Annotated in this window: 7 protein-coding genes; 5 read left to right on the top strand and 2 right to left on the bottom strand. The window is 63.8% G+C overall.

Annotated features, from left to right (window positions below; genetic code table 11):
* Positions 1 to 610 precede the first annotated feature (610 nt).
* On the top strand, positions 611 to 1,819 hold the full coding sequence (locus GQB03_RS14130) for an integrase domain-containing protein (protein WP_159690579.1): 1,209 nt from the start codon (positions 611 to 613) through the stop codon (positions 1,817 to 1,819).
* Between the two features lie 204 nt (positions 1,820 to 2,023).
* Here GQB03_RS14130 and GQB03_RS14125 read toward each other — a convergent pair whose 3' ends face one another.
* Both GQB03_RS14125 and GQB03_RS14120 read right to left on the bottom strand, forming a co-directional pair.
* Positions 2,024 to 2,965: a hypothetical protein gene (locus tag GQB03_RS14125; RefSeq protein ID WP_159690577.1), complete on the bottom strand. Its 942-nt coding sequence runs from the start codon at positions 2,963 to 2,965 to the stop codon at positions 2,024 to 2,026.
* Between the two features lie 273 nt (positions 2,966 to 3,238).
* The gene (locus tag GQB03_RS14120; protein ID WP_159690574.1) at positions 3,239 to 5,278 is read right to left on the bottom strand and encodes a ParB/RepB/Spo0J family partition protein; all 2,040 of its coding nucleotides are present in this window, start codon (positions 5,276 to 5,278) and stop codon (positions 3,239 to 3,241) included.
* A 224-nt stretch (positions 5,279 to 5,502) separates the two neighbouring features.
* On the opposite strand from GQB03_RS14120, the gene GQB03_RS14115 reads away from it, so the two are divergent.
* The 4 genes from GQB03_RS14115 (at position 5,503) to GQB03_RS14100 (ending at position 15,128) form a co-directional block, all read left to right on the top strand.
* Positions 5,503 to 6,180, top strand: coding sequence for a GGDEF domain-containing protein (locus GQB03_RS14115; RefSeq protein ID WP_159690571.1), 678 nt, complete (start codon positions 5,503 to 5,505; stop codon positions 6,178 to 6,180).
* A gap of 700 nt (positions 6,181 to 6,880) precedes the next feature.
* Entirely contained in the window at positions 6,881 to 11,662 is a 4,782-nt protein-coding gene (locus tag GQB03_RS14110) for an Eco57I restriction-modification methylase domain-containing protein (protein ID WP_235027067.1), read from the top strand.
* Positions 11,663 to 12,081: 419 nt separating this feature from the next.
* Positions 12,082 to 13,869 carry an ATP-dependent nuclease gene (locus GQB03_RS14105; RefSeq protein ID WP_159690565.1) on the top strand — a complete coding sequence of 596 codons (1,788 nt, stop codon included), beginning with the start codon at positions 12,082 to 12,084 and terminating at the stop codon, positions 13,867 to 13,869.
* Positions 13,866 to 15,128, top strand: a complete 1,263-nt coding sequence (locus tag GQB03_RS14100) for an ATP-binding domain-containing protein (RefSeq protein WP_159690561.1) — start codon at positions 13,866 to 13,868, stop codon at positions 15,126 to 15,128. Before GQB03_RS14105 ends, GQB03_RS14100 begins: the two co-directional genes overlap by 4 nt.
* The last annotated feature ends 457 nt before the right edge of the window (positions 15,129 to 15,585 follow it).

The following is a 15,585-nucleotide window of genomic DNA, read 5'->3' as shown; positions in this document are numbered from 1 at the left end:
ATTTTATTTCGTAGTGCCTGCACCGGCTTGCCAGCTGTCCGCTGGGCGTTCCCTCGAGGACGCGCCGATGCCTTGAGCCAATGGTCCGGACGGCACCCGATGCCGCCCCGCTGTTCCCGTCATCCTTCGAGCCTGCGCCTCCTGCGCCGCACACGGCCGTGCTTGCCCTGATGGGCTCCCCGTGTGTCTTCGCTCGTAAACCTCGCACCGCCCTGGACTTTCGGTCAGGGGCGGACCCATGCAGGTGGACGACGTTACGAATCGAGGACTGATCCACCACTTGCACCCGGCTCGACCGGCGTGCCGATGTCGTGCCCTGCCCCAGAGGCGCGGCGGCATCCCCAAGCCCGCGAGCGCAGAAATGCGTGAGTGGGACGGATCACCGTTTCATTTTTAAGACCGACCGAGCCGATGCCTGCGCTTGCAAGCAGCCCATCGGCAAATCCTTGGGTAGGTGCAGCGCTGTCCGTGGTCAGGCGCTGCGCTGAACTACTGCAACCACGGGCGGGCCAGACGTCGGAATCCGTCTCGCCCGCCATGCCGGGATTCCGTCCATTGTTGTGCTGTGCTCCGCCGGGACGGCCGCACGGCGTTCATTCGAAGGAAAGCCATGTCCACTGCCAATCCCACGCCATCCACCCGTCGCCGCGTTCAAGGCACTGCCGGGCTGGGCCGTGCCGCCCCGCTGCAGCCCACGCGCAATCAGGCCCAGGCCAATCTGCCGCCTGCGGCCATCCTCGCCCGCTACAAGCCCGGCAAGGCCGACCCCATGCAGGTGCTCGAGGTGCTGCTCGGACTCTTCAACAGCCTGCACACCTCGCTCGACAAGACGGTCTCGCACAAGACCCGGCAGGAGCGCGCCGACTTCCTGCGCCGCTTTTTCCGCGACCTGAAAACGAAGGCCGGCTTCAAGACCCTGCCCGACCCACGCAACCTCGGCGAACGGCACATCCGGGCGATGGTGAAGATCTGGCAGGAAGAAAAGCTCGCGCCGGCCACCATCCAGACCTACCTCAGCTTCCTGCGCGGCCTGGCGATGTGGCTGGGCAAGCCCGGCTTCATCCGCAAACCGGCCGACTACGGGCTGAGTACCGAGGAATACCAGCGGCACGAATATGCGCAGCGCGACAAGAGCTGGTCCGCTCAAGGCGTCGACATCGATGCGCTGATCGAGCAGGTCTGCGACTACGACCGCTATGTCGGCGCCTCGCTGCGGCTGATCCAGGCCTTCGGGTTGCGGCGCAAGGAATCGGTGATGATCCGGCCGCACCGTTGTGTCGTGCCGTTTGAGGCCACCGGCCTGTCGCCTGACGAACGGCGGGCGGACCACTACGTGCGGATCAAGGAGGGCAGCAAGGGGGGACGGCTACGGTTTGTGGCGCTGGACAGTGCAGCCGGCCTGGCCGCCCTCGACTATGCCCGTGCCGTGGCGGAAGGTGAGGACGCGCACCTGGGCGATCCTCGGCATGACTTGAAGCGCAACCTGCGCCGTTTCGACTATGTGATGGAAAAATTCGGCATCACGTCGAGCGAGCGCGGGATCACCGCCCATGGGCTGCGGCACGAAGCGTTGATCCGGCGCTTTGGCGATGAAACCGGTGGCGAGGCCCCGCCGGTGCGCGGCGGAGGCCCCCTCCCCGCCGACCTGGACCACGCTGCGCGCCAGGCCGTCGCCGAAATGGCAGGCCACGGGAGGATCAGGGCGTCTGGCGCCTATTTGGGAGCCAGCCCGTCGCGTCACACACCCGCGACGACGGATGAAGGCCTTGCGGCCGCCTCCCCTCACGAAGCCACCGACGGCCTGCGCAGCGCGGCTTAGTTTAGCTGCGCCCGCCGCGTCCCTCGATCATGCTCGGGCGCGGCACTTTCGCCCCCAAGCGTTCACCGGCGGCCGGGAAGCCGGCGAGGTTGAATGCTCTCGCAGCTATAGTCTCCAGTTCGCGTCTGCCGCATCGAAGTCGGCGGTTCTCGCAGAAGAGACCGGCCTGCGCCGGGCACCCGGCCGACCTTTTCACACTCGGGCTCAGTTCGGCCAGTCGTCGTCGCGAACGTTCTCGAAGAAGCTCGGACCGACTTCGATCTGCAGCGACCCGTGTCGATCCAGGATTCTGGCGGTGATTTCCGGTGAAGCGTAGCCTTCGAAATTGAGGAGATAGCCGTAAACCATCTCGCCGCTGTTGCCGTCCAGCGCCTGCGGTTCGACGTCGACGAGGGGACCCACCTCCTGCGATTCCAGGCCAAGCAGTTCGGCATAAGCCTGGGTCAGGCTGCGCACGGGCGGTCCATCTTCTTCATCGTCTGGGTCAGGGGCCGACCAACTATAGTCCAGCGCCGCATTGATGACGGTCACTTCCGGCTCACCAAAGCAGCGAAGCCCGAACCGTTCAAGGGTAAGCGTGCCTTCGACGTTTACCTTGTGACCAGCGTACGGCCGCTCGGTGTCGATGCCCAGGCCGACGTGGCCGTCCAGGTCGACGAGCAACGGATCGCCGATGGCAGCTTCCTCCAGCGCAACCTCGAAGTCGAAGTACACTTCGTCGATGCCATCGTAGTTGGCATTTGCCATGGCGCTGTTGACGTCGTCGTCATCAAGGACGACCTGTTCTACCCGTTCCCTGAGGACGTCCTCCAGGTTCCCGTAGGCGTCATGGAGTTGCGCACCCGGCAGGCGTTCGGACAATGCGGCTTCCAGCAGTTGATGCAGACGGGCGGGCTGGATCGAGATCCCGAGCTCCAGAGCACGCCTGCCAAGCAAGTCGTAGTCGGGAACGAAGTGACGCACAAGGTCCAGGGCAGCGGGCTCTCCGCCAACGGCCTGGGCCGCCTGATACGAAGCGAGTGTCTTGTAGCCCATGGCCGCCGCGACGAGTTGGTGGGCATGGCCGAGAGACACCGAAACAGTGCCAGTGTCGGTCGAACTGTTCTTGCGAACAGAATGGGCGAGGTTTGAAATGCCGATAGGCATGCGAATCTCCTAGATCAGCGTGGACCAATCGAGCGCTTACTTGGCCTACGCCCAGGCGAAATCGCATGGTGGTGGCAAAGGGAAACAGCGGGGTGTTGCACGAAAGTCTGGATTGAGCCGCTCGAAGCTCAGGCGGACGAGGCCTTCAGGCCAGATTCTCCCCGAGATGGGGAAATTGCGCAACCGATCCTCCCAGGCGGTCTTCGATGGGGCTCCCCCCGATGCCAATTCGTCCGCTCAACTCCCTAGCTAGTTTGGGAAAAGTCAGGCCGTCTATGCCGCCTCGACGGCTTCTGCCGTCGCCGGTACATCATCACCAACCATAGATGTGCCGCCGGGTCCTGAGTCATCCGATGCCACGTCCGCGTGAGCCGGCTCCCGATTCCGCAACACGCCCGGCAACCACGCCACGCCCGCCAGCGCCTGTTCGGCTCCGGACACAGCCGCATCCTTCTTGAGCGCTTGCAGCTGGCTGGCTGCATTCGCCCCGGCCGCTTCGGTCACGACCTCCAGGATGCGCGCCTTCGAGACATGGTTGAAGTAGCTCGCCCCGGTCGCCTTCCACCATTTCGTCATGTCCAGCCCGAGCGCCGCCGCGATGCCATCGGTGCTCTGCTTGTCCGGTTCGGCGCCATAGACGCCCGTCACGCTGGTCGCAATCAGGAAGGTGAGCAAACGGACCACGGTGGCGTTGCTCTGCTGGAGCACCCAAGGCAGGATCGCGTCCACGTCGTCGGGCAGATGGATTGCCCAGGCCTGGCGCTCGGCCTCCAACTGCTGCCACGCAGCGCTGGCTTCCATATCCTCCGCCTCGGTCCGCAGGGTGCCGTGGGTGTCGGTGGCGTTGATCGTGAGGGGATCGCCGCTGCCATACAGGCGACGGTAGCCGTCGACCACCAGCTTTGCGGCGAGTTGCGCGGTCAGGGCGGCGATGGCGACATCGGGGCGGCTCAGTAGTTCGGCCTGGATGGCGGCGACACGATGCGCCGTCAGGCTGCGCACGAGGCGCTCGGAGTGCACCGGCCGGGTCTTGGCCGCCGGCAGGGAGACCAGCGACTCGCCCCCTGCCCCTTCGGGCGAACCGGCCTCGCGGGCAGCCTGCGCCATGTCGCTGCGATCTTCGGGACGGACCAGCCCATAGCGCACCGCCGGTGCTGCATTGTCCCCGACATAGACCACGCAACCCGCCTGCGCCATCAGTTCGGCCGGCCAAACCACCAGCGCCGCCTCGATGGCGTCGGCCTGCGCGCCCAACGCCTCGGCCTCCTGCTCCAGCTTGTAGAACTCGTCCTCGTTGCCGTCCTGGTCGGCGAGTTCCTCCATCCTGTGGTGGTGCTCGGCGATCTGCGCCTGCAGGCGTTCGAGTTCGGCCGCCTCCTGCTCGGTGGACGAGCGCTTGGCTTTGCGCAGTTCGCCGTGCTTGACGTACTCGTCATAGACATAGCGCGTGCGGACATCCACCCATTTCCAGCCTTCGGCCAGGACTTGCTTGGCCGTGCGCTGGAGCTTCTCGATGGCGAGTTTCTCCAGCAGCGCGGCGTCCAGCAGATAGACCTTCTTGTCGTCGTCGCTGAACAGATCGCGGCGTGACGGCCCGCCCGCCTTCTCGTAGGCCTTGACGGTGACGTACTTGACCACCGGATGGCGGTCGGACTCGATCTCGCCGCGCGTCAGCAACTGCCGCAAGTAGTCGGCATGACGATTCCACGATGGCAGGTTGGCCCACGCCTGTTCCTGCTTCTCGTGGTCGTCGACCGAGGCGAGCACCATCAGGCAGTCCAGACTGACCTTGTCCTCGCGGAACAGGGCCATCAGCTTGGGCGAGACCGTTGTCAGCTTCATGCGGCGCTTGACCACCAGCGGCGTGACGCCGAAGGCGGCAGCCACGTCCTCGACCGACTTGCCTTGCCCGATCAGCTTGGCGAAGGCGGCGAACTCGTCGGCCGGGTGCATCGGGATATGGAAGCAGTTCTCGGCGAGACTGGCGATCAGCGCCTTGTCGGCGGGGACGATCAGCACCGGGACCGGATAGTTGTCGGCGATGTCGTTCCGGGTCACGAGCAGGGCCAGCGCTTCGAGGCGACGGCCACCGGCGCAGACTTCGTAGCGGCCGCGTGCGCCTTCCACGACCACGAGGTTTTGCAGCACCCCGCTTTCCTTGATCGAGGCCGCGAGTTCGGCGATGCTCAGCTTCGAGGTGCTGCCACCAGCCCGCGCCTGATAGTCCTCCGAGAGGACCAGCTTGTTGAAGGGAACGAAGGTACGGGGCGACGCCGCGATGATGGCGTCGACTTCGGCTTTGGAGAGTTTCACGAGGCCTCCTGAACGGTTGAAAGGAGCACGCCGATGGGCATGTCCATAGGTTCAGAATCTCACCCGCCCCCTGCCCTTCAAGCCTTCCGTCCCCGCGTCTTGAATCGACGGGCCCGTCGCGCCTGATCTCGAAATGGCGCCGACAATCCGCCCGTTCCCGCTAGGGTTTCTCCGATGCCCCTCCCTATGCTGTGGTCCTCTTTTTGACGCGGCACAGGTTCTCCATGCGCTCCAACTTCCAGCGACGACATCGGCGGTCGTCCGTCAAGCAACAGATCGTTGCCTTGGAACAGGCGCTGCAACAAGCACAGCACCTGCTCCACCAGGACGACCTCACCCCGCTATTGAACCGTCGCGGATTCCGGCGCGCCTGCGACCAATGGGCCGGCGGCGATGTGAAGGACGCGTCGGCCTGCTGCATGATGGTCGATTTGGACGGCTTCAAGGCAATCAACGACCGGCACGGCCATCCGGTGGGCGATGCCGCGCTGATTCATTTCGCCGCCACGCTGCGCCGCCATATGCGTCCGACCGACACCATCGCCCGCTTGGGCGGCGACGAGTTCGCCCTGATCCTCCCGAACTGCAGCGGGAGCGACGCTCGAAAGATGCTGGAACGTCTGCGGGATGCGCTCGCCGTCGCGCCGTTCCCGGCCTCTGGCAGCACCGTCTTCCTGCGGTTCTCCGCAGGCATTGCCGAGCGCCACGCCGACGAATCGCTGCCGCAGGCCTTGGAGCGCGCCGACGCCGCCTTGCTCGATGCGAAGCGGCAGGGCAAGGCGACGGTCAGTCTGAGCGTTCGGCCCGGTCAGTCGGTGGACGGGGCGACTGCGAATGCGTGCGGCCAACAAATCACTTCAGCATGCACTCCAACCAACGCCGATACCCGGGAAGGCGATTGAGATTGGCGTCCTCGGCCGCGCGATCCCCCAGATGTTGATGTAGTCGGCGCCCCCTCATAGCCATGGTCGGGGCCAGCCTCATAGTTGGAGGTGCATCAGGGCTCGCCCTCGGCGTTCGCGCAGCGCTGGCCCATCCATCGCCATCCACAAGCTCCCCGCTCCGCTCGGGTTTCCGCAGGCAAATGGCGGTCCCGTGCGCAAAACGGCGCGCCGCGCGGCACACTGACCGTGCATCTGGCTTCGGCCAACGCGCGCCTTCGAGCGCTCCGATCCATTCGGCGTTGCGGTCGTCACCCGCCTTCAGAGTACCGGCAGCAATGTCTTGCCGCCGCGAGTCCAGCATCAGGCTGAACCGCCTCGCGTCGCCATAGCGGATTCGTCGCGATCCGCTTGTCATTCCCACCTGGGGAGCATGTCTCCCCGGGTGGGGGGTGTGTTCCCGCATTCCATGGAGAACACACCGATGGCATGTCCTACCGCGCCTTCCCTGTGGCTGCCCGGCTTCGACCCGGACGGTCCTGTGCTTCCCGGCCTGCCTCCCGTGGCAAGGCCGATCTTTTCCTTCCCCATAGGCCGGTCGTCTGGCTCGGCCGATGAGGACGTTGCTTTGTCCGATCCAGGGACGAGCGAAGCGCCCCCGGCGCCCATCGCCCCCCGGGCAAGCTGGCGCGTCGTCGCCAGCGTAGCAACGGCATCGCGTGTGGTCTGGCCCAGCCTGGGTCGTGCCGACCTCGATGATCTGGGCGGCGCCGTAGCGAAATTCGAAGCCAATCTGGCGGCAATCGAGCAGTTGCGGCAGATCGAAGCCGAGAACCGCCCAGCCAGCGCAGAGGAGCGCAAAGTTCTGCTGCGCTACACCGGCTGGGGCGGCCTGCCTGCCAGCTTCAACCTCGAAACCGTGGATCGCGTCTGGGCCGGACGCGCCCGTCGCCTGCAGGCGATGCTCGGCGCCGAGGACTACGAATCGGCGCGCGCCTCCGTCAACAACAGCCACTACACCGAGATCCACGTGATCGAGGCCATCTGGCAGGCGGTGGCACGCTTCGGCTTCACCGGCGGGCGCATTCTGGAGCCCGCCGCCGGCATCGGCCATTTCGTCGGCGCCATGCCGCGGAATATGGCCGAGCGCAGCAGCGTCACGGCCGTCGAGATCGACCGGGTTTCCGGCCGCATCCTCAAGGCGCTCTACGCGCCCGGCGGCGTGGACGTGCGGATTGCCCCCTTCGAGAAGACCCCACTGCCCGATCACTGGTTCGACCTGGTGATCGGCAACGTGCCCTTCGGCAAGTACCAAGTTGCCGACGTGAGCAACCGGGCCTATGCCCGTTTCAGCATCCACAACTATTTCTTCGGCCGCGCCCTCGACCTGGTGCGCCCCGGCGGGCTGGTGTGCTTCATCACCAGCAGTCACACGCTGGATGCCCAGTACGACGCGGTGCGCGAGTACATCGCCGCGCAGGCTCACCTGCTGGGCGCCATCCGGCTCCCCAAGGGCACCTTCGCCGGGATCGCCGCCACCGATGTGCAGACCGACATCCTGTTCCTGCGCAAGCGGCAGCGGGCCGAGGCGGTCGATGCGGACTGGCTGAAGCTGGGGGCGGTGCCCGATAGTCTCCGGCATCCTCAGTGCTACGAGCGCTACCTGCCGATCAACGCCTGGTACGCCGAGCGTCCGCAGTTTTGCATCGGCCGCATCCGTCGCGAGAGCAACGGCTATGAGGAAGTGCCGGTCGCCGTGTTCGAGGGGAACCTGGAAGCGGCTCTGCAAGAGCGCATCGCCTTGCTGCCGGCCGGCGTCTACCACCCGATCGTCCATCAGGCTGCGCCCTTGCGGGTGGTGGTCCCGGCCGAAGCCGGCGCCCGGCCCGGCAGCTACCGTCTCCACCAGGGGCGGGTGCATCGGGTCGAAGCCGGCGAGATGGTCGATGTCCATGACCGGCTCAACGCCACGCAGCGCGCCCGCATCACCGGGATGTGCGCCATTCGCGACCACGCCCGGGCGCTGCTCGACGCGCAACTGGCGGACGAGAGCGACGGCCGGCTGGGCCACCTGCGGGCCATGCTCAACGGGACCTACGACCGCTACGTCGCGAAATGCGGTTGCCTGTCCACCCGCGCCAACGCGTTGGCATTCCGGCGCGACCCCGACTATCCGCTGCTCCTGTCGCTGGAGCATTACGACGAGGAGTCCGAGACGGCCCGCAAGGCGGCGCTGTTTTCGCGGCGCACGCTCACCCGGGTGGTGGAGCCGAGTACGGCGGGCGAACCGGCCGAAGCGCTGGCCGCGTCCGTCCAGTGGCGCGGCCGGGTCGATCCGGCCTATATGGCCGGGCTGCTGGCCGCCCCCGAGGCGGCGGTGCTGGCGGCCTTGGCCGAGGCGGGTCACATTTTTCTCGACCCCGCCGACGGGCACTGGAAGAGCGCCGACGACTACCTGTCGGGCAACGTGAAAGCGAAGCTCAAGCAGGCGGTGCTGTCGGGTCCAGCCTACCAGCGCAACATCGAGGCCCTGGAGCAGGTGCAGCCCGCAGACCTGGAACCGGCAGCTATCGAGCCGCGTCTGGGCGCGGTGTGGATTCCGGCCCTCGACGTCGAGGCGTTCATCCAGCAGGTCCTGGAACTGAAGGACTGCCAGGTGGCCTATTCGGCCGAGGCCGGCGCCTGGTCGGTGAAATACGGCGAGTGGGAAGCGCGGCAGAACGTGAAGGTGACGCAGGAATTCGGCACGTCGCGCCTGAACGCCGTCGAACTCGTGCAGTGCGCCTTGAACGTCCAGGTGCCCACCGTCCGGGACCGCGATCCGCTGACCGACAAGTATTTCGTCAATCCCGACGAGACGCTGGCGGCACGGGAGAAGCTGGGCCTCATCAAGGAGCGGTTTGCCGCCTGGGCCTTCGAGGACACCGAGCGCCGTGAGAAGCTGTGCCGCATCTACAACGACCTGTTCAACGCCACGCGGCCGCGGCGCTTCGACGGCGCGCACCTGAAGCTGCCGGGCTTCTCCCGCTGCTTCGAGCTGCATCCGCACCAGCTGGATTCGGTGTGGCGCATCGTGCAGTCCGGGAACACCGGGCTCTTCCACGTTGTCGGCGCCGGCAAGACGGCGGTGTGCGTCATCGCCGGCATGGAGCTGCGCCGGCTGGGCTTCGTCAATAAGCCCTGCCATGTGGTCCCCAACCACATGCTCGCCCAATACACGGCCGAATTCGTCCGGCTCTATCCGAACGCGTCGGTGCTGATGGCGGGCAAGGAGGACCTGGAAGGCGACCGTCGGCGCGAGTTGGTGTCGCGCATCGCCACGGGCGATTGGGACGCGGTGGTCATCACGCACTCGAGCTTCGAGCGCATCCGGATGTCGCCGCGATTCAGCGAGCGTTTCATCAAGGAGATCATTCATGAAATAGAGATGGCAATCCGCGCCGAGAAGAGCAACGACCGGTCCAACCGGATCGTCAAGCAACTCGAGGCGATGAAGAAGAACTGGGCGGCGCGGCTGGAAAAGCTGTCGGCCGACCAGAAGAAGGACGACCTGCTCAGCTGGGAACTGCTGGGTATCGACGCCCTGTTCGTGGACGAGGCCCACCTGCACAAGAACCTCTACCGGTTCACCAAGATGACCCGGGTGGCGGGCCTGCCGCTGACCAGTTCGGAGCGCGCCTTCGATCTGTTCCTGAAGACGCGCTACACGATGCAACTCCATGGGCACGCACAGCGTGGGGTGGTGTTCGCGACGGCGACGCCGGTGGCCAACACCATGGCCGAGATCCACACCATGATGCGCTACCTGCAGCCCAACCGGCTGGAGGAACTCGGGCTGCAGCAGTTCGACGCCTGGGCCGCCACCTTCGGCGAGAGCGTCACGGCGCTGGAAATCGCGCCGGACGGCAGCGGCTACCGCATGCACACGCGCTTTGCGCGCTTCATCAACGTGCCCGAGCTGATGGCGGTGTTCGGCGAAGTGGCCGACATCCGCACGGCGGAAATGCTGGACCTGCCGGTGCCGAAGCTGCGCGGCGGCAAGCCACGCATCGTCGCCTGCCCGGCGAGCCCGTCGCTGAAAGCCTTCGTCCAGACCCTGGTGCTGCGGGCGGAAGCCATCCGCAACGGCAAGGTCGACCCGAAGGACGACAACATGCTGGCGATCACCACCGACGGCCGCAAGGCCGCGCTGGATTTCCGGCTGGTGGCGCCGCTGGCGTGTTTCGACGAGCACGGCAAGGTCGCCGCCTGCGTGCGGGAGGTCCATGCCATCTGGCAACGCACCGCAGCGTTCCGCGGCAGCCAGATGGTGTTCTGCGACCTGTCGTCCCCCAGGGGCGGCAAGGGCTTCAGCGTCTATGACGACCTGCGAGCGCGGCTGATCGCGGCGGGCATCCCCGACAAGGAGATCGCCTTCGTCCATGACACCGAGACGGATGCCCAGAAGGCGGCGCTGTTCAAGGCAGTGCGCGAGGGCCGGGTGCGGGTGCTGCTGGGCTCCACCGCCAAGATGGGCGTCGGCACCAACGTGCAGACGCGCCTGGTGGCCCTGCATCACCTCGATGCGCCGTGGCGTCCGTGCGACGTCGAACAGCGCGAGGGGCGGATCCTGCGCCAGGGCAACGAGTGCGAGGAGGTGGAGATTTTCCGATATGTCACGGAAGGCAGTTTCGACAGTTACATGTGGCAAACGCTGGAGACCAAGGCGCGCTTCATCGCCCAGGTGATGAAGGGCGACAAGGGCATCCGGTCGCTGGAGGATGTGGAACTGGCGGCGCTGTCCTATGCCGAGGTGAAGGCCTTGGCGTCGGGCAATCCGCTGGTGATCGAGAAAGCCGGCGTGGACGCGGAGGTGGCCAAGCTCTCGACGCTGTTCTCGGTGTGGCGCAACCAGCGCTATGCCAACGAAAGCGAAGTGGGCCGGCTGCCGATGTCGATCGAGGCGCTGGAGAAGAAAGTCGCGCTGTACGCGCAGGACGCGGCCCGGATCGAGCCGCAAACCATGCAAGGCATCGCCATGGAGCTGGCGGGGCGCAGGATCGTGGGCCCCGATGCGGTGGGCGAAGCGCTACGCGGGTTGGTGAGGGCCGCCAAGGAGGAAGTGCGCACGGCCAGCCGGATGATCGAACGGATCGTCGGCCGGTTTGGCGGCTTCGACCTCGGCATCCTCGCGGCCCGCGGCGAGGAGACGCCCAACCTCTACCTGGCAGGGCACTGCCTGTACAACGCCGAGCCCTATCAAACGGGCCCGGCGCTGGTGGCCGCCTTGTTGGCCGCATTGGAATCGGTGGGCAAGCATCACGCCGATGCCATAGCGCAGCTGGCGACCCGCCGCAAACGGCTGGAGGACCTGCGGCTGGAACTGGCCCGGCCCTTCGAGCACGAAGGCCGCCTGACGGACCTGCTGGTCCGGCAGCGGGGGCTGCTCAAACTGCTTGACCTAGACAAGGACGAAGTGGGTAGCGCCAGAGTCGATGCCGAAGAGGTGCGGCAAGCTGCGTAAGTGTAGGATTCCCCCCCATGGCCGACCGGCTGTGGGGGTTTTTCTCTTCCACCGAGCATGGGCGCTACCTTCAAGGACAAAACCCTCCGCAGGTTTACTGTGGCGAACCTACGGAGGTCAGTTACATCAAGCATCGAAAGAGGGAGCAGTCGTGGACCGACTGCCGCAGGTCGATGGACTTGAAGGTAAGTGCCCGCGAAGCTCCAAGATCAAGGCATCGGGCAATGCAATTCTGCGACCCTAGATGCCGGCACTCCAGACTTGGCCATGTCTCACCGCCCCAACTGCTCCACGGCTGGTTCCAAGGGCAGAACAGGGCGGACGTAGGCGCATAGTCGCAGCCGCTTGAAGGGCGAAAGACGTATATGGCATAACATGTGAGAGAAAGCCGATGATCACCAATACGGGGGAGGAAAACCATGCGAGTAGCGAGCCTGAAGATTGAGAACTTCAGGGGAATCCAGGACGGAGTAGTTCATTTCAAAAAACATCCAGTCCTCATCGGTGACAACAATGCTGGCAAGACAACTTTGATCGAGGCGCTGGCCTTACTGTTAGGCCGGGATCGCTTAATACGGGAGCTTACTGAGCACGACTTCTATGGATCAAATCCACAGCCGGCTGATCGGATCCGGCTGGTGGCCACTATCACCGACTTTCCTGGCGATGATCCCGACCAAAGTGGTGATTGGTTCCGAGATGGACGAGCGATCCCCAAGTGGCTGGATGAAGCTACTGGCGTTGTTCATCCGCTACGTAGCAATGCAGCATGGAAGCTCTGTTGCCAGATTGCCGCCCAAGCCTATTTCGACCGAGATTCATTAACGGTCGAAATGGTGCGGTATTTTCACGATCACGACAATCCAATCGACCCGTTTGCAGACGATGCTCCGGTTGGCGTCCCGCCAAAGCTGATTCAACAACTAGGCTTTTTTCTTGTGCGGGCCAGTAGGACTTGGGATCGAGTATTTTCCTGGGGAAGCGAGTTGTTCCGAAGAACGGTCTATGCCGCCGCAGCGCAGCCTTCGACGGCGATTCTCGCTGAGCGGGACAGATTGCGTATGCCAGCGCAGCCTATTGAGCAAGACGGACAGATCTCACCGCTGATCCATAACGTCAATATGGAAATTGCGCGCTGCATCTCAAACGCGCCGGCGATACAGCTCCGGGTAACTGGTACCGACTGCCGCTCCGTCATGGAGGCCGTGTCAGCGCATTTTGCGGTACCAGGGGGAGCAAGTGTTCCCGCCGCGCGCCAAGGTAGTGGCCTTGTCTCATTGCAGGGATTAATGCTGCTGCTTGAGCTCGGCAGGACTCGTGCTGCTGCAGGAGAGGGGTTCCTTATGGCGCTGGAAGAGCCTGAGGTACACCTTCCGCCAGCAACCCAGCAGCAACTGGTTCAACGAGTGCAAGCACTGTCGACCCAGACATTTATCACAACCCACTCGCCCGTCATCGCCGCTATGGCTGATCCTGCATCCGTACTGGTCCTGCGAAACGATCACGGCCAGCTGACAGCCAAGCCATTTCTCACCGACGTATTGCTGCCTGATGCACCAAACTGGAAACGCAAGTTTTTCCAACAGAACCGCGTGGATGTCCTAAGCGCATTATTGCATCCGGCGATTCTGGTCCCCGAAGGTCGAGCCGATTTCCAGCTTTTGAAATCGATCCTTCGCCCCCTGATGCTCACGGAAGGTTGGATTTCCAGTTTGCCTCGCGCCTTTGGGCTGGAGGTAGGCGTTGTACCGACCGACGACGCCAAAGTCGTTGAAACCCATGCTCTGCTGGCGGGCGTTCATCAATGTGTCTGTTGTCTGGTGGATGGAGATGCTGCCGGCCAAGGCTATGTAGAGCAATTAAAGGCCACCCAGCCCCCACCAGCTGCGATAGTGCGTTGGCAAGATGGAGCAATGATGGAGGATACGATCGGCTGGATACTTATGGCTGATGAGCCAGCGGTGATTCCAGTGCTTGATCAATTAACTCAACCACCTCCACAGACCACAGCTGATGTAGTCACGTGGCTGAAGGCCCACAAGATGGACATCATTTCGTACGAAGCTGTCGCTGACGCTATCGCCAATAATGTTGCTTGTAGGGCACGTGCTGCCGAGTTATTTAGCGGATTGGCATCTGCATGCGCTGGCATCGTGACTGCTAGATTCCATCTTGACGACGCTGGCGTGTGGGTGTTTCAGCCATGACAGTGCGTGCCTTCTCTGGCGGCGCCGGCTGCGGTAAGACCTATCGGTTAATGCAGGCGCTTTCCGATCATTTGGAGCAGACGCCGCTAAAGGCTGGCCAGAAGGTCCTTGCCTTGACGTTCATGCACGGCTCTCGTCGCCGACTACATGAACGCTTGAGTTCGATACCTGCTCTCGCATACAAGCATGAATGCGCCACTGTGGACAGCTTCGCGTGGCGAATTGTGCGCCGTTGGCAGGCATTGCTCATTCAGCTTGGTCTTGGCATCCCGGCTGTTGGTAACTATGACCAAGTCTGCGATGCAGCCGCAACCGCACTTCAACAGGATATCGTGGTGCGTTGGGTGGCGGCAACTTTTCCTATTGTATTGTTGGACGAAGCTCAGGACCTTACACCGGTACGTCTCCGCATTGTACGTGCGCTGGCAACGCGTCTTGAAGTTGTTGCCGCTGCTGACGAGTTTCAATGCCTGGACGAGCAGTTGCGCCCGAACCCCGCATGTACCTGGCTCGCTGAGGTCGGTAATATCGAAAATCTTGCCGTCCCGAAAAGAACGACCGTACCAGCTCTGCTTCAAGCAGCCAGTGCTATACGGTCCGGGGTCGCGCCCGTTTCCAACGGGCTATTCCGGATTGACTTGACGCCAAAACCACAACTGGCCGGAAGCTGGGTGGCAAACGCTCTTGGCTGGTATGGAGGAAACAAACGTGTCGCAGTCATCACGCCTGCTACAGGTCAATTCTCAGAAAAAGTCATCGAATGGGTCGGTGCAAATACTACGAAACAGGGGCACGGCCCTTTCAACATACGTTGGGAGCGGTCGGAGAGCCAAGCCGCTGCCGATTTTCTGGCGCAATTGCATCTGCCGGATATTGGAACGCTAACCGAGATAGATGCCGCTGTACGTCTCTGCGGTGATTTGCATGTAACCCACCATGTGGCGAAGTGGCTCAACCTTCAGCGTCGAACCCAGGGACGGAGCGATTTTGCTCGGGAGGAAATCGAGGCAATCGTGCAGGAGTCCTTTTCGAATCGCAGACGTCGTCAGCGTGACACGGATGGCAGATTTCGAGCCATGACGGTGCATGGGGCAAAGAATCGTGAGTTCGACAATGTCATCGTTCTTTGGCCGGCCGCTGTTGGCGGAAGCGATGACCAGAAGCGGCGGCTGCTCTACAACGCTGTCACTCGAGCAAGATCACGATGTTTAGTACTAGTTCAAGCCAAGGCTGCTTTGACCCAAGCCCCATTTGTATGAGCTTGAATTGCAGACCTCAAATGCGCTACTACGCTACCAAGAACATCCCGATTCCCGACGCTTGCGGGTGGCAACCCATGCCGCGGCCTTGAACCTCGATTGATCCTGGCACCATACTGCAAGGGCTTTCTGTGGACATCGCGTCTGCACAGCCTTCATCGGTGGCTTCGGCCACCCTGAAGTCCAGCTTTGCTGGCGTCGCAGTCGTTACCTGCCTCGTGGATCCCCGGCCTCGGTCGGGTCCGGCCGTGTCTTTGGCCGAGTGTCCGGTTCAGCCGCCTGGCTGAACGCTGTGTCCCGCCGCGCGACCTTCGGGCCGCCCGGCATCGAGCGAAGGCCCCGTTCGCAAGAACCGTGGGCCTTCATCCTGTGCGTGCCGCCTGGCACGTCGCCGAGCCGCTCTGCCGTCCACGGCCGAGCATCCCGAACGGGGAACTCCGAGTTCCCCGCCAGGGAA

The sequence above is a fragment of the Cognatazoarcus halotolerans genome, assembly GCF_009800965.1.
Lineage (GTDB): Bacteria > Pseudomonadota > Gammaproteobacteria > Burkholderiales > Rhodocyclaceae > Cognatazoarcus > Cognatazoarcus halotolerans.
The sequence above is the reverse complement of the archived record's forward strand: the minus strand, read 5'-3'. Positions and strand labels throughout refer to the sequence as shown.